At 65.1% G+C, this 21,411-nt stretch carries 13 protein-coding genes; 6 read left to right on the top strand and 7 right to left on the bottom strand.

Going from position 1 to position 21,411, the window contains the following annotated elements; all coding sequences use genetic code 11:
* Positions 1-114 precede the first annotated feature (114 nt).
* Both ABXS05_RS11745 and ABXS05_RS11740 read right to left on the bottom strand, forming a co-directional pair.
* Positions 115-1,077 carry a FecR family protein gene (locus tag ABXS05_RS11745; RefSeq protein WP_367624048.1) on the bottom strand — a complete coding sequence of 321 codons (963 nt, stop codon included), beginning with the start codon at positions 1,075-1,077 and terminating at the stop codon, positions 115-117.
* A gap of 39 nt (positions 1,078-1,116) precedes the next feature.
* Positions 1,117-1,647, bottom strand: coding sequence for an RNA polymerase sigma factor (locus ABXS05_RS11740; protein WP_367624047.1), 531 nt, complete (start codon positions 1,645-1,647; stop codon positions 1,117-1,119).
* A gap of 370 nt (positions 1,648-2,017) precedes the next feature.
* Here ABXS05_RS11740 and ABXS05_RS11735 point away from each other — a divergent pair, with 370 nt between their 5' ends.
* The 6 genes from ABXS05_RS11735 (at position 2,018) to ABXS05_RS11710 (ending at position 9,686) form a co-directional block, all read left to right on the top strand.
* Positions 2,018-3,553, top strand: coding sequence for a Do family serine endopeptidase (locus ABXS05_RS11735; RefSeq protein ID WP_367624046.1), 1,536 nt, complete (start codon positions 2,018-2,020; stop codon positions 3,551-3,553).
* Between the two features lie 245 nt (positions 3,554-3,798).
* Complete coding sequence (locus tag ABXS05_RS11730) at positions 3,799-4,479, top strand: response regulator transcription factor (RefSeq protein WP_068296804.1); 681 nt, start codon at positions 3,799-3,801, stop codon at positions 4,477-4,479.
* Positions 4,480-4,551: 72 nt separating this feature from the next.
* On the top strand, positions 4,552-6,000 hold the full coding sequence (locus ABXS05_RS11725) for a sensor histidine kinase (RefSeq protein ID WP_367624045.1): 1,449 nt from the start codon (positions 4,552-4,554) through the stop codon (positions 5,998-6,000).
* Positions 6,001-6,137: 137 nt separating this feature from the next.
* On the top strand, positions 6,138-9,035 hold the full coding sequence (locus tag ABXS05_RS11720) for a bifunctional [glutamine synthetase] adenylyltransferase/[glutamine synthetase]-adenylyl-L-tyrosine phosphorylase (RefSeq protein ID WP_367624044.1): 2,898 nt from the start codon (positions 6,138-6,140) through the stop codon (positions 9,033-9,035).
* A gap of 130 nt (positions 9,036-9,165) precedes the next feature.
* Positions 9,166-9,471, top strand: a complete 306-nt coding sequence (gene clpS / locus ABXS05_RS11715; RefSeq protein ID WP_367624043.1) for an ATP-dependent Clp protease adapter ClpS — start codon at positions 9,166-9,168, stop codon at positions 9,469-9,471.
* Positions 9,468-9,686, top strand: a complete 219-nt coding sequence (locus ABXS05_RS11710) for a hypothetical protein (protein ID WP_367624042.1) — start codon at positions 9,468-9,470, stop codon at positions 9,684-9,686. The genes clpS and ABXS05_RS11710 overlap by 4 nt, the downstream gene beginning before the upstream one ends.
* Positions 9,687-9,731: 45 nt before the next feature.
* On the opposite strand, the gene ABXS05_RS11705 is transcribed toward ABXS05_RS11710, so the two are convergent.
* The 5 genes from ABXS05_RS11705 to recQ all read right to left on the bottom strand — a co-directional run bounded on the left by ABXS05_RS11705 (position 9,732) and on the right by recQ (position 21,410).
* Positions 9,732-12,023, bottom strand: coding sequence for a PAS domain-containing sensor histidine kinase (locus ABXS05_RS11705; RefSeq protein WP_367624041.1), 2,292 nt, complete (start codon positions 12,021-12,023; stop codon positions 9,732-9,734).
* A 361-nt stretch (positions 12,024-12,384) separates the two neighbouring features.
* On the bottom strand, positions 12,385-15,006 hold the full coding sequence (gene pepN / locus ABXS05_RS11700; RefSeq protein WP_367624040.1) for an aminopeptidase N: 2,622 nt from the start codon (positions 15,004-15,006) through the stop codon (positions 12,385-12,387).
* 184 nt (positions 15,007-15,190) lie between these two features.
* On the bottom strand, positions 15,191-15,757 hold the full coding sequence (locus ABXS05_RS11695) for a TetR/AcrR family transcriptional regulator (RefSeq protein ID WP_367624039.1): 567 nt from the start codon (positions 15,755-15,757) through the stop codon (positions 15,191-15,193).
* Positions 15,750-19,391: an acyl-[ACP]--phospholipid O-acyltransferase gene (locus tag ABXS05_RS11690; RefSeq protein WP_367624038.1), complete on the bottom strand. Its 3,642-nt coding sequence runs from the start codon at positions 19,389-19,391 to the stop codon at positions 15,750-15,752. Before ABXS05_RS11690 ends, ABXS05_RS11695 begins: the two co-directional genes overlap by 8 nt.
* Before the next feature lie 174 nt (positions 19,392-19,565).
* The gene (gene recQ, locus ABXS05_RS11685) at positions 19,566-21,410 is read right to left on the bottom strand and encodes a DNA helicase RecQ (RefSeq protein ID WP_437178653.1); all 1,845 of its coding nucleotides are present in this window, start codon (positions 21,408-21,410) and stop codon (positions 19,566-19,568) included.
* Position 21,411 lies beyond the last annotated feature (1 nt).

The following is a 21,411-nucleotide window of genomic DNA, read 5'->3' as shown; positions in this document are numbered from 1 at the left end:
TCTCCAGGACGAAACGAGACCGGCGATCTTGCAGCGCATCGGCAGGAAAATTTCGAAGTGCTCGCGGAAGAGGGGGAGCGGAACCATGTCCCAAGCGCTCGAGGGAAGGCGGCTTCAGTGCAGGATGGTGACGAAGGGCAGCCGCGTCACCTTGACGGGGAGCGTTGCCTCGAGGGTGGAGAGCACGGATTCCGGGTCGGCCAGTTCGAATACCCCGGTCACCTCCAGCGACTGCAGGCGGGCGCTGGTGATCACGATCCTGCCGCGGCGCTGGCGCTCGATCTCGACCACGACATCGCCCAGCGGCCTCTGGTTGAAGATGAGCTTGCCCCTGCGCCAGGCCGTCTCGGATTCGGCGTCGACGGGTTCGGCCGCGAAGGGCTGCCGGCCTGTTCCGTAGCGCACCCGCTGATCGGCTGCCGCGAGTACGCCCGTGCCGGGTCCGGCACCGGCCGTCACGTCCACTTGTCCCTCCACCACGGTAACGACCACTTCCTGCGAACGGATGTCGACGTCGAATACGGTTCCCACGGCCCGCGCTTGCCCGCCATTGGCCGCCACCACGAAAGGCCGTCCGGCGTCCGGTCGGACTTGAAACAGCGCCTGACCTGCGAGCAGTTCCAGGTGCCGATGGGCGGCATCGAAGGAGACATTCAGCGCGGTGTCGCCGTTGAGAAGGGCGGTGGAGCCGTCCGGCAGGGTTATCGTCGCGCGTTCTCCGGCACCGGTGCTGTGGTCGGCGAACAGATGCTGGCGCAGAAGGCTGGAACCGGCGACGGCCAATCCACCGATCGCCACACCACCAAGCACTGCCCGTCTCGTCAATTTGGCGCGGGCATTGCGCTGGACCTTGTCTCCGGCAAGGCGGATACCATGCCAGATCGTCTCGGCCTCGCGGGCAGCCAGTTCATGTTCGCGGCTCTGCCTGCGCCAGGCCGCGAAAGCCTCATGGTCGGCTTTGCCAGCCTGGCCGGAATGGAGCCTAACCAGCCAGTCGATGGCCGCGTCGCTGAGTGCGAGATCGGCCTGCTGCCTCTCTTGGCCTGGTTCCGTCTGTCTGGTCGGCGTTCTCGTCACCATCCGCTCCCGGCAATCTATACGCGCTCGGCCGAGAGGTCAGGCGATGGCGCGGAAATGGTCGCGGCAATGTCGTAGCGCCTGGGCGAGGTAGCGCGTCACCATGCTTTCGGAAACGCCGAGTCGCTTTGCGATGTCCCGATGGGAAAGGCCGTCGCAGCGATTCAGCAACAAGGCCGTGCGTGGCTTGGCTGCGAGTTTGGCCAGGCCGATGGCCAGGAAACGCAATTGGTCGCAATCGATCGTGATCGTCTCTGGTGACGGTGCGCTGTCGGCGACCGCCTGGAGAATGGCTTCGTCGCTGAGGCAGCGGGCCGAATGCCGACGATCCTTGCGGGCGAGATCGATGGCGATGTTGCCGGCGATGCGTAGCAGGAAAGCCTGCTGGTCCTGAATGGGGCTTCGCGTTCCCTTCATGTCCGCCAGCCGAAGCCAGGTTTCCTGGACGGCCTCCTCCGCGAGATCGTGCGAGCCACTGCGTTTGCGCAGCAGGCTGCGCAGCGTCTTCCATTGGCGCAGATAGAGCGACATCAGGTCGTCACGGGCATCGGTCGTGGTGAACGTCGTCATCGGCGTGGCATCGGAAATGGAAACGAAGTCGCGCTTCGGGAGGGCGATGCGCGTCAACTCAATGCAGGACCTGATATCCCATCAATAATTTCCCTGCAACATCAATAGTTTAGATGGATTCTAAGGGGCGCGGAAAACCGGTGCCGTCCGGTGGGATGTGCGGTTATAGTACGACAGGGGCCGGCATCCAGCCGGTGGGACATGCTCTCGAGCGGGAAAAACTGCGTCTTACTAAAGAGTAATCCGGCGGAAAAAGAGCCGTAATGTTGGTCAGGGCATTGTCACCGGCAACGGCGCTGAATGGGGGCGCTGAAGCAAAGGCGACCGGTCTATCCCTACGGAAGGCCGTGTCATTATGGAGCCTATCACGATGAATTCATCCGATCATGACATGAAGCCGAAGGCCGGTATCCTCGCCCGCCGCCGCACGCGCCTGATGGCTGCCGTGTTCGGCCTTGGCGTCGCCGGCGCGGTTGCCGGCAACTTCGTGGTCATGCCATCCGTCACGCCCGCTTTCGCGCAGACCCAGAGCCAAGCCGTTCAGTCTGGCGTCGCGCAGCCGGGCTTTGCCGATATCGTGCAGAAGGTGCGGCCGGCAGTGGTTTCCATCAAGGTCAAGACCGAAACCAATGCCAGCGCTTCCGACGACGACAATGACGGTGCGCCGGCCAATCCGTTCGAGTTCTTCTTCAACGGGCCCGGTGGCGGCAACATGCAGCCCGGCCGGCCTCGCAAGCAGTTCGGCATGGCGCTGGGCTCCGGTTTCTTCATCTCGGCTGACGGCTATGTCGTGACCAACAACCATGTCGTCGACCATGCCAAGGAAGTCGATGTCGTCACCGATGGCGGCAAGACCTATACGGCCAAGGTGATCGGCGTCGATCCGAAGACCGACCTCGCCTTGCTGAAGGTCCAGGACGATGCGGGCAAGTTCCCCTTTGTCGAACTCGAACTGCAGAACGAACCGCGCGTGGGCGATTGGGTCCTGGCTGTCGGCAATCCCTACGGCCTGGGCGGTACCGTGACGGCGGGCATCGTGTCGGCGCGTGGCCGCGATCTCAACAACTCGACCTATAACGACTTCCTGCAGATCGACGCTCCGGTCAATCGCGGCAATTCGGGCGGGCCGACCTTCGACCTCTCCGGGCGCGTCATCGGCGTGAACACGGCGATCTACTCGCCGTCCGGTGGCTCGATCGGCATCGGCTTTGCCATTCCCGCCGAGACGGTTTCGCGCGTGGTCTCGCAGCTCAAGGCCGATGGCCAGGTGACGCGTGGCTATATCGGCGTGCAGATCCAGCCGGTCACCCAGGATATCGCCGACTCCATCGGCCTGAAGAAGGCTTCGGGTGCCCTGATCGCCGACGTCACCAAGAACGGTCCTGCCGCCAAGGCCGGCCTGCAGTCGGGTGATGCCATCACCGCCGTCAACGGCAAGGAAGTCGGCGATTCTCGCGAGCTTGCCCGCGCCATCGCCGATGTGAAGCCCGGCGAGACCGCCGACCTGACCGTCTGGCGCGACGGCAAGGAGCAGAGCGTCAAGGTCGAGACCAGCAAACTGCCGGGCGACAAGCAGCTGGCCGATGCGCGCTCGCAGCAGGATGACGACACCGGCGGCAAGAGCTCGCTCGCCAGCCTGGGCGTCGAACTGGCGCCGGCTGCTGCCGTTGCCGGTGCCGGCAAGGCCGGTGTGGTCGTGACCGATGTCGATCCAGGCAGCCCCGCTGCCGAATCGCTGCGCCCGGGCGACGTCATCCTCGACATTGCCGGCAAGCCGGTGAGCAATGTGCGCGAGGTTCGCGAGATCCTTTCGAGCGCCAAGGCCGACTCCAAGCGCACCGTGCTGCTGCGCGTGAAGAACAATGACGGCCTGCACTTCGTCGCCCTGCCGATCGGCAAGGCCTGATCCGAGCTGAAACGCCGATGCGGCTGCCCGTCACGGGCGGCCGTGACGGCACCTTGGCTCGAATCCATGTCCCCCCCACCCCGTTCGCTCCGGTCGGAGCAGATCGGGATGGGGGGTGCATTCTTGAAAACACCGTGTGAATGCTGCGGGCGCGGATCATTGCGCCCCTATGAGGTGACCTCGAAATGTGGCAAAGCTCGTCTCAGACGCCTTCAACTCGAAATCTGAATGAGTCTGAAACCAAAATGCGTATTCTGATCGTCGAGGACGACCGCGACGCAGCCGCCTACCTGGTCAAGGCCTTCTCGGAAGCGGGACATGTTGCCGACCATGCTGCCGATGGCTTGAGCGGCTATGCCATGGCCAAGGACGGTCCCTATGACGTGCTGATCGTCGATCGCATGCTGCCCAAACTCGATGGCCTTTCGATGATCTCCCGCCTGCGCCTCGAAGACACGCAGACACCCGCCCTGATCCTGTCCGCGTTGGGCGAGGTCGATGATAGGGTCAAGGGCCTGCGCGCCGGTGGCGATGACTATCTGCCCAAGCCCTATGCCTTCTCCGAGCTCCTGGCTCGGGTCGAGGTCCTGTCGCGCCGGCGTCCCGGCAAGGGCGAGGAAACGGTCTATCGGGTCGGCGATCTCGAGCTCGACCGCCTGTCCCATGTGGTCAAGCGGGCGGGGGAGGAGATCGACCTCCAGCCCCGCGAATTCCGGCTGCTCGAATATCTGATGAAGAATGCCGGCCAGGTGGTGACCCGTACCATGCTGCTCGAGCATGTCTGGGACTACCACTTCGATCCCGGCACCAATGTCATCGACGTCCATGTGTCGCGCCTGCGCTCCAAGCTCGACAAGGGCTTCGAGAAGCCATTGCTGCACACCATTCGCGGGGCGGGCTACATGATCCGCGACAGTGCGAAATAAGCCATCCCGGCAGGATTCCACCGCGTGAAGATGAGGAGCACTGCGTCGGGGGCTGAATCGGAAAGACTGGCTGTGACCGGACTGCGGAAACTGATCCGAACCACGGCCTTCAAGCTGATGGCCGCCTATCTGCTGGTGTTCACGCTGTTCGCGGCTTCGCTGCTCGGCTATTTCTTCTGGAATGCCCAGCGCCTCCTCGGCTCGCAGATCAGCAATTCCATCAATGCCGAGATCAACAGCCTCAGTGACGAATATGCCCAGGGTGGCGTGATGCTGCTGGCCTCGACCATCGAGGCCCGCACCCGCCGGCCGGGATCGCTGCTCTATCTGCTCACCACGCCGCAGGGGGAGGCGCTCGTCGGCAATGTCAGCGAACTGCCCGACGGTGTCCTCGATAAGCCAGGCCTCAGCAATATTCCCTATCGCCGTGATGATGGCGGCAAGGCCGGTCCGCGCACGGCGCTGGTGCGGGTTTTTGCCCTGCAGGATGGCTACAAGCTCCTCGTCGGCGTCGATCTCGACGAGCAGAGCCGCGTGCGTGCGATCATGTTCAATGCGGCGCTGTGGTCGGTCGGCTTGATCATGTTGCTCGGCGTGGCCGGCGGCTGGTTCGTGGCGCGGCGCGTGCTGCATCGCCTCGACGACATCAATGCCACCAGCCGCTCCATCATCGACGGGGACCTCACCCGCCGCCTCAAGGTCGCAGGCACGGATGACGAATTCGACAGGCTGGCCTCGACGACCAATGCCATGCTGGATCGCATCCAGGAACTGATGGCGGGCCTCAAGGAGGTTTCCGACAACATCGCCCATGATCTCAAGACCCCGTTGACGCGCCTGCGCAATCACGCCGAGGAGGCGTTGCGAACGGCGAAGGACGAGGATGCCTATCGCGCTGCGCTCGATCGCACCATCGAGGAGTCAGACGGGTTGATCGGCACCTTCAACGCTCTCCTGATGATCGCGCGGGCGGAAGGCGGCCGTATCGACGGGGCGCTCAGCGAGTTCGATGTCGCCGAGGCCGTGCATGCAGTGGCGGAGCTCTACGAACCCGTTGCCGAGGAGAGCGGTGCCAGGATCGTGGTGGCGGCGCAATCGCCCTTGGCGCTGCACGGCAACCGCGAGCTGGTCAGCCAAGCTTTGGCCAATCTCATCGACAACGCCCTCAAATACAGCCCCAAGGAGGAGGGCGGACCGGCTGGCGACGTGACGATTGCGGCCGAGAAACGCGACGGGCGCGTCATTCTCAGCGTGGCCGATCATGGCGCCGGCATTCCGCAGGCCGACCGGCAGAGGGTGCTGGAACGCTTCGTCCGGCTGGAATCGAGCCGCACGCGCCCGGGCTCCGGCCTTGGCCTGGCGCTCGTCTCCGCCATGGTGAAGCTGCATGGCGGCACGATCCGCCTGGAAGACAACCAGCCGGGTCTACGTGTGGTGCTGGAATTGCCCGACAAGCCCGCCGAGGAGCCGGTGCCGTCCAAGCTCGCCCTGCGCCGCCCGGGCTTGCGCGTTCGCTCCTGAACCGGACACCTGCTCGAGAGCATGCTACGTCGTAGCGACGGCATTCGAAGTCAGCCATTTGCGTATGCGAATTGTTTGAACCAATGCTATCGCCAAGGAACGACAAGAAGAGCGTGAAAGCAGGGTGAGGCGGCGGCATGATTCCCATTGAAGACAAACGTCGTGTCAAATCCCGCTTCGCCGATCTGACGGACGTATTGGATCCGGCCGCCCAACCGACCGTCGCAACGGCGCTGGAGGGCGGGCAGGGCCATGCCGTGCTGGCCGGGCTTGCCACCGCCTCACCCTTCCTGTGGGGGCTGGCCCTGGCCGATTCCGCCCGCCTGGAGCGCATCCTGGCAGGAGCGCCAGGGGCGGTGCTCGAAGAGGCGATCGCACGTGCCAAGGCTCAATGCAGCGCCGCGGCCGATATCGCCGAGGCCATGAGGGCCCTGCGCCTGCTCAAGCAGGAGGCAGCCTTGCTGATCGGCATTGCCGATCTCGGCTGCGTCTGGCGGCTTGCCGAGGTCACGGCGGCCCTGACGCGCGTGGCCGACGAAAGCGCGACGCTGGCCTTGCGTTTCCTGCTGCGGGAGGCCGCCGCCGCAGGTCGTTTCCTGCCGTCCGATCCTGAAAATCCGGACCGGGATTGCGGCCTGGTGGCATTGGCGATGGGCAAGCAGGGCGCGTTCGAACTGAATTATTCATCCGATATCGACCTGATCGTCCTCTACGATCCGGAAACGGCGCCCTTGCGCGAAGGGCTGGAGCCGGCGCCTTTCTTCGTGCGGCTGACACAGGGGCTGGTCAAATTGTTGTCCGAGCGCACGGCCGATGGCTATGTCTTCCGGGTCGACCTGCGTCTGCGGCCCGATCCGGGAGCCACCGCGATCGCGATCTCGCTTCCTGCCGCCTATGGCTATTATGAAAGCGTCGGGCAGAACTGGGAACGGGCGGCGATGATCAAGGCGCGACCCTGCGCCGGTGACATCGCGCTGGGCGAGCGTTTCCTGGCTGGGCTGGTGCCCTTCATCTGGCGGCGTCATCTCGACTATGCCGCCATCGCCGACGTCCATGCCATGAAGCGGCAGATCCATGCCCATAAGGGCCATGAGGCCATCGCCGTTGCCGGGCACAATCTCAAGCTCGGGCGCGGCGGCATCCGCGAGATCGAGTTCTTCGTGCAGACCCAGCAGCTGATTGCCGGTGGCCGCAATCCCGACCTGCGCGGGCGCGGCACCATCGCCATGCTCGCCGCCCTGCAGGAAGCCGGCTGGATCACGCCGGAGGCGCGTGACCAATTGACCGAGGCCTACGACTTCTTGCGCGGGTTGGAGCATCGCCTCCAGATGATGGCGGACGAGCAGACCCACAGCCTGCCGGCGGAGAAGCAGGCACTCCTGGAATTTGCCCGCTTTGCCGGCTACGCCGATGTGGAAGCCCTGTCCAAGGCGCTGATCGCTCGCCTGGAGACCGTGCAGCAGCATTATGCCCGCTTGTTCGAGGCCTCGGCGCCGCTCGCCAGCGATGTCGGCAGCCTGGTCTTCACCGGCAAGGAGAACGATCCGGAGACGCTGAAGACCTTGGAGCGCCTGGGTTATGCCTCGCCTTCGCAGGTGGCGGAGATGATCCGCGGCTGGCATCACGGACGTTACCCCGCCATGCGCTCGGCCAAGGCACGCGAGGATCTCACCGAACTCACGCCCGCTCTGCTGCAGGCGTTGGCCAAGGAGGGGCGTCCCGACAAGGCCTTGTTCGTGTTCGACGGGCTGCTCGCCCGCATGCCCTCGGGCTACCAGCTCTTTTCGATCCTGCGCAACAACGCCAAGCTGTTTTCGGTGCTCGCGCGCGTGCTCGGCGTGGCGCCACGCCTGGCCGAAGTGCTGGTGCGGCGCCCGCATGCGCTGGACGGCCTGCTCGACCATGGTGCCGAGGGTGGTGATGCTCAGGCCTGGATCGATTCGCGCCTCGCCGGTGCGCTCGCGACGGGCGAGAGCTATGAGGACAAACTCGACCTGGTGCGCATTTTCGTGCGCGAGCGCATTTTTGTGCTCGGCGCCCGCCTGCTTTCCGGAGAACTCGATCCCCTGCTGGTCGGCGAGCAGATCACCGCCCTGGCGCAGGCCGTGGTCAGGGCGTTGCTCGATCTCGTCATCGCCGAACTGAAGCAGGCCCATGGCAGCCCGCCCGGTGCCCGCGTCGGCATCCTTGCCATGGGCAAGTTCGGCGGGGGGGAATTGACCTCTTCCTCCGACCTCGACCTGATCGTGCTCTACGACCATGATCCCGATGCCATTGAAACTGACGGACCCCGCGCGATCGCCCCGTCCGTCTGGTTCGCCCGGCTGACGCAGAGGCTGATCGCCGCCCTCTCGGCCCCGACGGGAGAGGGAACGGCCTTTTCCGTCGACATGCGGCTGCGCCCGTCCGGGCAGAAGGGGCCGGTCGCCATCCATATCGACGGGTTCAGGGAATACCAGCTCAAGGAAGCCTGGACCTGGGAGCATATGGCGATGACGCGAGCGCGCATCGTCGCGGGTGACGCCGAGTTCGGTCGCCTGATCGAGGAGACCATCGCCGGGATCCTCACCGTCGAGCGCGAGTCGCGCAAGATCCTCAAGGACGTCGCGGAAATGCGGGCCCTGCTCGAAAGCGAGAAGGGCGGGCGCGGGCCGTGGGACCTCAAGAATGCCCGGGGCGGCCTGGTCGATATCGAATTCATCGCCCAGACCCTGCAGCTCCTGCATGCGGCCACCCATCCGGCCATGCTCGATACCAATACCGGCCGTGCCCTCGACAAGGCCCTGGAAGCCGGCGTGCTGGCCAAGACGGCGCATCGGCGCCTCATCGAGGCCTGGCGGCTCTACACCGCTCTCTCCCAGGTGATCCGTTTTTGTGTCGGCGGTAATCTCGATCCCGACAAGACATCCGAAACGGGCAAGATCCTGCTCAGCCGCGTGGCCGAATGCAGCGATTTCGACGAGCTCAACGCCGTCATCGGCGTGACGCAGGCGCAGGTGCGGGATATTTTCAAGCAGGTCGTCGGCGGGAAATAAGCCCGCGCGGCGATGCGGCCGGTTCATCCCTGGTCTCCCTTCGAGCGGGCTCGATTTTGCCGCTCGGACGTGGAAGAATGATTGCGATCATCGCTTCCCGACGGGAGGCTTCATTGGGAGTTTTCTGCCAATGAGCGACACCGACCTTCGCCCTCGCATCAAGGCCAGAACCAGGACCCAGCGGCCGCAGCTGCACAAGGTCATCCTGGTCAATGACGACTACACCCCCCGGGAGTTCGTGGTGGTGGTGCTCAAGGCCGAATTCCGGATGAACGAGTCACAGGCCTATCGCGTTATGCTTACCGCCCATCAAAGAGGCGTCTGCGTGGTGGCCGTGTTCGCGCGCGACATTGCCGAGACGAAGGCGACCCGGGCGACGGATATGGCGCGCAGCCAGGGCTATCCCCTGTTGTTCACGACGGAGCCGGAAGAATGAGCACGCCCCGCACGACACAGTCCTACGATGCCGAGATCGCGATCATCCGCGAAAACATCCGTCAATTGATGGAGCAGGCGGCGGCATCTTCCGGGGCCGCGAATGAGGACCTTCTGGCCGATCGCATCGCGGCCCAGGAGGCGCGGCTGGCGGCGCTGCAGCAGCAGATGGATGGGGCGCGTGGCGCCGATGAAGGAGGCGAGAGCCGAACCTGATCCCCTCGCCAAGCCGACGCCGGCAGGTTCCATCGCGCGGCGGTGTCAGTGCAACAGCGCTGCCGATGCCGCGCGTCTTGGCGTGGGCCGCATCAGGAGCGGCGTGGTCGGTTGAACCGGCGAACGCGTGGCTTCGACCGGCAGCACCACCATGACGACGGTGCCGACGCCCACGGCGGAGCGGATGCGGATCGAGCCGCCATGCAGCTCCGCCAGGGATTTGGCGATGGAAAGGCCGAGGCCCGAGCCCTTGTGCGTCTTGGTGAACTGGGTCTGGACCTGCTCGAAGGGGCGACCGAGCTTGCCGATTGCTTCCGCCGGAATGCCGATGCCTGAATCCTCGACATAGAGGGCGACCCGGCTGCCGTGCCGGCGGATGCGAACGCCGATCCTGCCGCCCTCCGGCGTGAACTTGATGGCGTTGGAGAGAAGGTTGTTCATGATCAGGCGCAGGGCGCGGCGATCGGCCTGCAGGTTCACGCCATTGCTCCAGGAGGGGTGGAGGCTGAGCTTCTTGGCGTCCGTCTCCGGCCGGAGCGAGCGCAGCAGGTCGCCGAGCAGACGGTCGACCGCCACGAGTTCGCGCTGCAGCGTGACCTCGCCCGCCTCGATCTTCGACATTTCGAGGATGTCGTCCACGAAGTTCAGGAGATAGCGTCCGCTGTCGTTGATGTCCTTGCAATAGCCGACATAGCGCGGCTGGCCGAGCGCGCCGAAGGTACCGTTCTCCATCAATTCGGAAAAGCCGATGATGGCGTTGAGCGGGGTGCGCAGCTCATGGCTCATATTGGCGAGGAATTCCGACTTGGCCCGGTTGGCGGACTCGGCCTTGATCTTTTCCTCGGCATATTTCTCAGCCAGCTCGGCCAATTCCTGGGTCTGGCGCTCGAGCACCTGCCGGGAGCGCTTGAGGTCGGCGATCATGCCGATCAGGCTGCGCTCGCTGTCCATCAGCCGGGTCTGCTGTTCCTTCAGCGAGGTGATGTCGGTACCGACGGAGACATAGCCGCCATCCTTGGTACGCCGCTCGTTGATGGTGAGCCAGCGACCGTCCTGGAGCTGGGCCTCGAAGGTGCGCGCGCCCCGCTCGATCGGCGCGTTGGCGGACATGTTGGTGCGCACCACGGGCTGGGAGCCGGCCTCGACGATAGCGCTGTAATGGGTGCCGGGACGTACCAGGCCGTCCGGCAGGTTGTGCAGTGCCTGGAACTTGGAATTGCAGATTACCAGGCGATTGCCGGCGTCCCACAGGACGAAGGCTTCCGAGATGGTTTCGACGGCGTCGCGCAGGCGCAGGTCCGCCCGCTTGGTGTGCTCGGCGAAGCGCCGCTCTTCGGTTTCGTCGACGACGATGCCGATCAGGCGCTTGTTGCCCTGCGGGCCATAGACCAGCTCGCCGCGCACGCGCACATAGATCCATTCGCCATTGGCGCAGCGCATGCGGAAGCGCCGGTCGATCGCGAGTGGCGGATCCTTGGCCAGCAGTTCGGCGGAAAGGGTGCGCAAGCCGCCATCGTCGATATGAATGAGCCGGTCGATGTCGCTGTGGACCAGAAGGTCGTCCTGCGGCTCGTAGCCGAGCAGATGGAACATCGAATCCGACCAGAACACCCGTCCCGCTTCGAGATCCCAGTCCCACAGGCCCGAGCGTCCACGGCTGAGCGCGGTTTCCAGCCGGTTGCGCACATTGTTGTAGATGTCGTCGGCCCGGCGGGCCCGGGAGGCCTGCCAATAATAGGCAAAGCCCAGGATCAGCAGCACGCCGCCGGTGGTGGTGGTGAAGACGAGCAGCCGGCCGCTCAGGGCGTACCAGCCTTCCAGGATATCGTCGATCGGCCTGGCGGCGACGATGCGCAGGCTCTCGCTGGTGCCGATGGAGGCGAGCATGGCAGTGCCGCCGACCGTGACGGTCAACTGGCCACTGACGCGGTCCCCGATCGCGCCGATCAGGCCGGCAACGTCGCCATTGTCGTTGAGCAGGCGGCCATGCGGCGTGATCACCGCAAGCAGTGTGTGCTCGGGCGCCGTGATCGCGGCACGGGTCGGCACGCGGCCGCTCTGGGCGACGATCGCACTCAGTTGTGCCGCGGCGGCCGAGACGATGAGATCGAGGTTGCGGCCGGCCTCCTGCATGGCTTGCTGGCGGCTGTCCCGGGCCTGGATGAAGGAGGCGAGGGCGATGACGGCAAGGAAGGCGATGATCAGCAAGGGCACGGCCTTGCGCAGGATCGGTTCAAGCCCGATCAGTCGCCGATAGGTTGGGCAGACCAGTGTCTTGGCAAGGCCCCGGATGCCCGGCGCGCGCAAAGACGCATGTGTCGCGTTTGCACGCGCCATTGCTTAGCCCTTCCAAGCCTTATCTGAGAATTTGCGACAGGGCAGGTGGTCATCACCGCCCCCGAATCGATAAAGCTATAAGAATCAACCTTCACGTGATTTGTCTAGAGTCGCCGTGAACACTTTTTTAATTATTTGTGTCCGTTTGCGGCTGAAAAGCGAAGAATTCGCGCCCGATTCAAGACAAAATCTTGATGCTTTGGCTACATGTATGGAGCTGAAAACTCACCACCACAAGATCTGGTGGCATGGGGCTGCTTTCCTTGGAATGCAGCCTATGAATGCTTCCCTAGAGGCACCAGTACTCTCGATTGCAACGGTCAGCCGGCGCCGAGCCGACCGCATAGTTGCAAAGGCTGCTTCATGCAAGCGATCTTTGCGCGATGTCAGCAACGTCGCGCGATAGTCCCGGACGCCTGGCGATGTCGCGCAATGTTGCCGCCGCCAAGGTGCGCCTGCCTTGTTCGAGCGAGCGCCAGGTCTTGAACGCGACCAGCAGCCGGGCCGCCAGTTGCGGGTTCTTCGGGTCGATCGCCAGGATGATGTCGGCGACGAAGCGATAACCCTCGCCGTCGGCGCGGTTGAACTGCGTCTGGTTGGCGGAACAGAAGGTGCCGATCAAGGCTCTGACGCGGTTGGGATTGTGCAGGGAGAAGGCGGGGTCATGCATGAGTTCCTTGACACGATCCAGCGTCGCCTCGAGCGGCAGCATCGCCTGCACGCCCATCCATTTGTCGATGACCAGTGGATCATTGTCGTAACGTTCGCGGAAATTGTGCAGGGCCCGTTCGCCGGCCGGCGTAGCGGACAGGGCCAGCGTGGCCAGCGCTGCCATTTCATCGGTCATGTTGTCGGCCTTGTCGAACTGCGCGGCGGCAGCATCCAGCGCCTGGGGCGTGCCGCCAGCGCAGACCAGGTCGAGTGCGCCGTTGCGCAGGGAACGTCGCCCGGCATCGGCGGCCTGGGGCGAGTACGGGCCCGCCACCGTCATGTTCTCGATGGTGCGCAGCAAGTCCGCCTGCAGGTCCCGGGCCAAGGTCCGCCGCAGGATCGAGCGGGCCCGGTAGACGGCCTGGGGATCGACGTCATTGCCGATCTCGCGGGCGATGTCGGTCTCGCTGGGCAAGGCGAGGGAAAGCGCGGTGAAGGCTGGATCGACGGCTCCCCCGGCAAGGAGGCCACGGACAGCCGCGATGAAACGCGGGTCGACCGGCGTCGTCGGGTCCTTGACCAGGCGCAGCAGCAGCTTGAGCGCGTAGCTCTGGGAGGCCTGCCAGCGATTGAAGGGGTCGCTGTCGGCCTTGAGCAAAGTGAGCAGGGCTTCCTCGTCAAGCGCGACCGTGAGCTTGACCGGTGCCGAGAAGCCACGCAGCAACGAGGGGACGGGGGCCTGGCGTACATTGCCGAACACGTAATTGCGCTCGGATTCGGCCAGGGCCACCAGACCATCGAAAGGCTTGCCATCGAGCGTGACGGGAAGATCGCCGTCCTCGCCGACCAGGCCGAGGCGGATCGGGAACAGCATGGGCTGCTTGTTGGGTTGGCCCGGCGTCGGCGCCAGGATCTGCTTCAGGCTGAGGTGGTAGGTGCCGGCCTCTTCGTCCCACTGCCCCTCGGCGCGGATCTCCGGCGTGCCCGACTGCCTGTACCAGAGCATGAACTGGCCGAGGTCGCGCCGGCTTGCCTCAGCGAAGCAGGTCAGGAAATCCTCGATGGTGACCGCTTCCCCGTCATGGCGCTGGAAATAGAGATCCATGCCGGCGGCGAAAGCCTCGTCGCCGATCAGGGTCTTGAGCATGCGCACGACCTCTGCGCCCTTTTCATAGACCGTGGCGGTGTAGAAGTTGTTGATCTCGTTGTAGATTTCAGGACGGACGGGATGGGCGAGCGGTCCGCCGTCCTCGGAGAATTGCTGGCTGCGCAGGAGCTTGACGTCATTGATGCGCTTGACGGGGCGCGAGCGCTGATCGGAGGAGAATTCCTGGTCGCGGAAGACCGTCAGGCCCTCCTTCAGGCAGAGCTGGAACCAGTCGCGGCAGGTGATGCGGTTGCCGGTCCAGTTGTGGAAATATTCATGCGCGATGATCGCCTCGACGGCGGCGAAGTCGCTGTCGGTGGCCGTCTGGGGCAGGGCCAGCACATATTTGTCGTTGAAGATGTTGAGGCCCTTGTTCTCCATAGCGCCCATGTTGAAATCGGACACGGCGACGATCATGAAGATGTCGAGATCATATTCGCGACCAAAGGCTTGCTCGTCCCAGCGCATGGAGCGCTTGAGGGCGTCCATGGCATAGGCGCAGCGGTCTTCCTTGCCGTGCTCGACATAGATCTCCAGGCGCACCTCCCGCCCCGAGCGGGTGGTGAAGCTGTCGGCCACCATGGCGAGATCGCCCGCAACCATGGCGAAGAGGTAGGAGGGCTTGGGGAAGGGATCATGCCAGACGGCATAGTGCCTGCCGTCTGCCAAGGATCCGTGCTCGGTGCGGTTGCCATTGGCGAGCAGCACCGGTGCTTCCTGGAACGAAGCTTCGATCCTGGTGGTGTAGACCGACAGCACATCCGGCCTGTCCAGGAAATAGGTGATGCGCCGGAAGCCCTCGGCCTCGCATTGGGTGCAATAGGCCGAGTTGGAGCGGTAAAGCCCCATCAGCTGTGTATTGGCGGAAGGATCCAGGCGCGTCTCGATGGCCAAGGTGAAGGGCTCGGCGGGCGGCTGGTGCAGGCTGAAGCCATGGGGCGAGACCGAATAGGCATCCGATGGCAGCGACACGCCGTCGAGCCACGCCTCTACGAAGACGAGGCCGTCGCCGTCGAGCTTCAAGGCGCCTTGCCCAGCGCTGTGGGGATTGCGCCGCAAAGTCAGGGTAGAAACGATACGGGTCTGCGTCCGCTCGAGCCGGATGTCGAGATGCACCGTGTCGATCAGGAAAGCGGGCACCCGGTAGTCGGCGAGGCGAACGGGTTCCAGGGCAGCTGCTGTCATAGGGGCTTCATTCCGGCGGGGACAATCTGAATCGTCTGGTGCCGGCCATCATGGCGGATGTCCGGCCCGCGCCGCAACCCAGGCATTTCCGCATGGTGCGATATGATCCTCCGCGATGCCGGGGCAATGCCGTGCCGGCATGTTCTCCTGAGCGAAGGGCCGATCGGATTTTCTCGAAATTCCCCTAACCGACCAGCGCCAGGATGGCCTTCGCCATGTCCGGGGCGCGATGACGCAACGGCCCCTGGAGCCGGCCATAGAGGGTGAAGATCGCGGGCTGGGCGACGATGCCCAGCGCCATCGCGGTCAGGAGGTCGGTGTCGTGCTCGCGGATCTCCCGCCTTTGCATGGCGCCGGCGAAGATCGAGTGCACGGCCTCCACCACGTTCTTGCCGGCTTCGTGGGGAACCTCGGCCAGATGGGCGTGCTGGGAGAGCAGCAGGAAGGTGAACAGGGCGCGGTCTTCGTCGAAAAGGTCGCAGAAGACCTCGACGATCCGCGTGATCTTGGTGTCGAACCGGGCATGGGCCTGGTCCGCTGCCAGGATGTCGCCGGCAAGCCTGGCATAGCCATCCAGGAAAAGGGAGCGCGACAACGCGTCCTTGGACGGGAAGTGGCGGTAGAGGGCAGCCTCCGCCACGCCCACGGCACCGGCGATGTCGCGGATCGAGGTCCCTGCCACACCTTTCTGGGCGAACAGGCGCAAGGCCTCCGTCACGATCTTGGCGCGCGTCTTCGATCCGTCACGCATGATTCCCGCCCGTTTCGTCGTGGGCGGCCCTGACCGAAGGCGGCGCTTCTGCTTCGGCGGCCGGCCTGGACTCGCCGGCGGGGCGACCCGGTGCGGCGAGCGGGGCAGGCGGAGGGCGATGGGCTTCCGGCTCGGCACCATTGCCCTGCGCAGGCGAAGCCGCGGGGGGCTTGGGCGGCTCGGGCAAGCCCGGCAGCGGGGCCGGTGGGCTGGCCTTTGCTTCGGCGGCGCCGGCATTGGCCTGACGCTCCTTCAGCATCTTGTTGAGGCCGACATAATCGGTCTTGCCGGTGCCCATCACCGGCATGGCGTCGATGATCATGATCTCCGAGGGGATCATCAGCTCGGCGGCATGCTTGTAGCGCAGATGTGCGATCACGTCGGCGCGGCTGGCCTGCTTGTGAGGCGTGATCAGCACCAGGCGCTCGCCCTTGCGGGGGTCGGGGGTGGCGAGCACGGCCACCGGGCTCTCAGGCCAGAGATCGGCAAGCATCGCCTCGACGGCTGCGAGCGACACCATCTCCCCACCGATCTTGGCGAAGCGCTTGGCCCGGCCCTTGATGGCGATGAAGCCTTGCGGATCGATGGTGACGATGTCGCCGGTGTCGTACCAGCCTTCCTCGGGTGCGGCGATCTCGCCGGGCTGATCGGCCTTGAGATAGCCGAGCATCACATTGGGGCCGCGCACATGCAGGCGGCCGCCTTCCTCGATGCCCGGAATGTCCTCCAGTCGCGTCTCCATGTCGGGCAGAGCCCGGCCGACGGTGCCGTTCTTGTTGAACATCGGTGTGTTCAGCGCCAGCACCGGCGAGGTCTCGGTGACGCCGTAGCCTTCCAGGATGCGCAGGCCGAACTTCTCGTTATAGGCCCGCCGGGTCTCCACCTTCACCGGCTCGGCGCCGGCCACGACATAGCGTAGCGAGCGGAAGTCGTAAGGATTGGCCATCTTGGCATAGCCGGCGAGGAAGGTGTCGGTGCCGAACAAGGCGGTGGCGTTGGTGCCGTAGATCAGTTCGGGGATGATGCGGTAGTGCAGCGGCGTCGGGTAGAGGTAGAGCCTGACGCCGTTGACGAGCGGCAGGATCATGCCGCCGGTCAGGCCGAAGGAATGGAAGACCGGCAGCACGTTGAAGACGATGTCGCCGGGGCCGAAGTCGATGCGGGCACCGACCTGCGCGATGTTGGAGAGGATGTTGCTGTGCGACAGCACCACGCCCTTCGGCGCGCCCTCCGAGCCCGAGGTGAACAGGACGGCGGCGGGGGCACCCGGCGCGGGCCTGGCATGGGCGCGCCCGGCGCCGAGGAGGCCCCTCAGCTTGTCGGCGGTGCCGACCTCGGCGCGCACATCCTCCAGCCAGACGAAGCGCACATGCTCTTCCATCGCGGCCACGACATCGCCGAGCCGGCCTTTCTCCACGAAGGCGCGGGACGACAGCACCGTCTTCACCTGCGCTGTCTTGCAGGCCGAGATCAGATTGGCCTGTCCGGCGGAGAAGTTCAGCATGGCCGGGATGCGGCCCGTCGATTGCAGGGCGAAGAAGGTGACGGCCACGGCATTGGCGTTGGGCAGGAGCACGCCGACGTGCTCGCCGGGGGCGGTAAAGCCCATGAATTTGCGGCCGAGCACGTTGATGCCGATCAAGAGGCGCTTATAGGTGAGGGTGCCGCTGACCGGGTCCTCCAGCACCACCCGCTTGCGGCCATATTTGTCGGCCGCCGCCACCAGGGCACGGAAGAGATCGGTGTCGACCGAACTCGTCTTGTAGATGAGGTCCGACATCACGTCGTAGAGGGCGGCGCCGGCGGCCTGGCGGCGCTTCTTGCCGCGGAGGTCCTCATCGATGGTGAGGCGTGTCGGTTCGGTGAAAGTGACGGTCACTTTCGGGAACCAGCGGCGCGAAACCTTGTTGGCGTCGAGCCTGGTAAAGGGCGTACGCTCCAGGCCGTCGATACGCATGGGCACGATGTCGGCATGCGACTTGTCGGCGATCAGGCCCGCACCGTCATAGACCTTCATCAGAGCGCCGGTGACGGTGAGGCGCCCCTCGGGGAAGATCACCAGGGTCTCGCCCGCCTTCACCGCATTGATCAGCCCGCGCGTCGCCATCGGCTTGGTCGGGTCGAGCGGATAGGCCCGGCAGATCTTGAGGAAGGGCTTGACCCACCAGGCCTTGGCGATGGTGTGGTCGATGGCGAACACGGGATCCTTGTCGAGCAGGGCCAGGACCAGGCCGGCGTCGAGGAAGCTGACATGGTTGATCGCGATGATGCGATGGGGCGTCGGCGTCTCCAGGTTCTCGATGCCCTTGACCTCGAGGCGATAGAGCAGCCGGTAAAGCAGCAGGATGAAGTCGCGGAACCGGCTCATGGGTAGGACATAGAGCAGGATGACGCCGGCGATGATGTCGAGGACGGCGATGCCGAGCAGGGCAGTCGGTGTGGTGAGGCCGAATTTACCCTGCAGCAGGGAGAGACCGCCGGCGCCGACCGTCATGAACAGGGCCGTGATGACATTGCCGCCGGCGATGACGCGGGCGCGTTCGTCCTTGGGGGCCCAGTGCTGGACGGCCGCATAGATCGGCACGATGAACAGGCCCGCTGCCAGCGCCACCAGCACGAGCGCAAGGGTCATGTGCACGCCGGAGCCGGTGGCGAGATAGCTCAGGAAATGGAGGGGGGTGGCCGAGCGCTCGGTACCGAAGGCGATCCAGGCCACGTCGAGGCAGAACAGCCCCATCAGGATGCAGCCGATCGGCGAGAGCAGCACGATGATGCGGCCCGTGGCCAGGCGTGCGGCCAGGATCGAACCGATGGCGATGCCGATCGAGAAGGCGGTGGTGAACCAGGTATTGAGCGTGCCGTCACCGCCGATGACACTGTGGGCGAGGGAAGGGGTCAGCGACAGGATGACGATGCCGCTCATCCAGAACCAGGCCACCGCCAGCGAGCCGATCAGGAGCTTGCGGTCGGAGGCCACCAGTTGCACGAGCTGGTAGCTCGATCGGATGATGTTCCAGTCGATCTTGAGGTCGGGGGCCGCTTCGCCCGTGGGCGGGATCAGGCGGGCAAACCACCAGCAGGCCACGGCCACCGCCACCATGATGGCGGCCACGATCCAGCTGGGCAGGTGGGGAGCGACGAAGCCGGCCCCGATGATGCCGATCAGGATCGATAGGAAGGTGCCTGCCTCGATCAGGCCGTTACCGGCCGGCAGTTCCTCCGGCGCCAGATGGTCCGGCAGGATGCCGTATTTCACCGGCGTGAACAGCGTGCCCATGATGCCGAGCGTGAGCATGCTGACCAGCAGGATCGGCATGGAGTGCAGGGCAAAGCCGACCGCAGCGATGGCGACGATGGCGATCTCGGCGAGCTTGATCTGCCGGGCGACCCGGGCCTTGTCGTAACGGTCGGCCAATTGCCCCGCCAGACCCGACAGCAGCAGGCCGGGCAGCACGATCAAGGCACCGGCGATCGAGACCATGCTGTCGCCGCCTTCCATCGCGGCCGTTTCGGCAATGCCGTAGACTGCAAGGATGGTCAGGGCCTGCTTGATGAAATTGTCGTTGAAGGCGCTGAAGAACTGGCTCCAGAACAGGGGCCAGAAGCGGCGGGCGGACATCAGCGATGCGAGCATCGGTGTGGTTCCTGGATGGGCGCGTACCGGGCGCGGGAGAATCGCATTTTAAGTTAGCGTTCGTTCACTAACTTAAAATGTATGGTAAACGGCGTCAAGGAGGGGAGGGCTGGCTCATGTCCGGCCTGTGCGCCGCCGCACAGTGGCGTGAACCAGCGGTACCGAGCCGTCATCCTAGCCCTCGCGCCTGACGACTTCCAGGAAGACTTCGCCATAGCGCTCCAGCTTTGCCTGGCCTACGCCAGGCAGGGCCAGAAATTCCGGCAGGCTGCCGGGGCGCTCGCTCGCCATGGCGCGCAAGGTGGTGTCGGCGAAGATCATGTAGGGCGGCACGCCCTGCTCGCGGGCGAGGCGGCTGCGCTCCGCCCGAAGGGCAGCAAACAAGGCGCCGTCGCGTTCCGACATCTCGATCTCGCCGCGCCGGGCGCGTTTGGTCTCGGTGCTCTTGCGGGGGCGGTCGCGACGGAAGACGATCTGCCGCTCGCCCTTGAACACGGCTCGCGCCTCCTCGGCCAGGATCAGGGCGCCATGGGCCTCGTGGTTGACATTGACGAGGCCGGCCGCGGTGAGCTGGCGCAGCACCGACTGCCAGGTGCGCGCCTCGATGTCCTTGCCCGCCCCGAAGACGGGCTGGTTGTCATGGCCGAAGCGCTGGACCTTCTCCGTGACCTTGCCGGTGAGCACGTCGATAATATGGGCGGCACCGAACATCTGGCCGGTGCGGTAGATCGCGGCCATCGCCTTGACGGCGGCATCGGTGCCGTCCCAGCTCTCGACCGGCGAAAGGCAGGTATCGCAATTGCCGCAGCGGCCGGGATGGGTCTCGCCGAAATGGGCGAGGATTGCCTTGCGCCGGCACTCGGCGGTTTCGCAGATGCCGAGCAAAGCGTTGAGCTTGCCGAGTTCGACCCGCTTCACCGTCTCCGGCGCATTGCCCTCCTGGATCATGCGGCGGCGCTGCACCACATCGGCCATGCCGTAGCTCATCCAGGCATCCGAGGGCAGGCCATCGCGGCCGGCGCGGCCCGTCTCCTGGTAATAGGCTTCCACCGAAGCGGGGATATCGAGATGGGCGACATAGCGCACGTCAGGCTTGTCGATGCCCATGCCGAAGGCGACCGTGGCGACCAGGCAGAGGCCTTCCTCCTCCAGGAAGGCGTCCTGGTTGGCGCTGCGAACAGCTGCTTCCAGGCCGGCATGATAGGGCAGAGCGCGGATACCCTGCTCGTTCAGCCATTGCGCCGTCTCCTCGACCTTGGCGCGCGACAGGCAGTAGACGATACCGCTATTGCCTTTGTGCCCGGCCAGGAAGGCGAGCAATTGCCGGCGGGCATTGTCGCGCTCGACGATGGCGTAGCTGATGTTGGGCCGGTCGAAGCTGGTGGCGAAGACCTCGGCCTGGTTGAGGCCGAGCCGCTCGATGATGTCGGCACGGGTAACCGGATCGGCCGTGGCGGTGAGGGCGATGCGCGGCACGCCGGGGAAGGACGCGGCGAGGCCGCCTAGCTCGCGATATTCGGGCCGGAAGTCGTGGCCCCACTGGCTGACGCAATGGGCCTCGTCGATGGCGAAGAGCGCGATGTCGGCATCGGCGATCAGGGCCTGGAAACCTTGCGTCGCCACGCGCTCGGGCGCGACATAGAGGAGGTCGAGCTTGCCGTCCATCAGGGAACGGCGGACCTTATAGGCCTCCTCGCGCGACAGGGAGGAGTTGAGCGCCGCCGCCCGCACGCCGGCCTGCTTGAGTGCCTCGACCTGGTCGCGCATCAGCGCGATCAGTGGCGAGACCACGATGCCGACGCCGCGCCGGCACAGAGCCGGGATCTGGTAGCACAGCGACTTGCCGGCTCCCGTCGGGAACAGCACCACCGCATCGCCCCCTCCGGTGACATGGCGCACCACCGCCTCCTGCTGGCCGCGAAAGGCGGCGTAGCCGAACACGCTATTGAGGATGGCGAGAGGATCTCGCGGAGAGGAGAGGGTCATGCCGGCAGGATGCACCTTGGTGCCTGATTCCATT

This window comes from Labrys neptuniae, assembly GCF_040797145.1.
Taxonomy (GTDB): Bacteria; Pseudomonadota; Alphaproteobacteria; order Rhizobiales; family Labraceae; genus Labrys; species Labrys neptuniae.
This window is presented reverse-complemented; position numbering and strand designations above follow the sequence as displayed.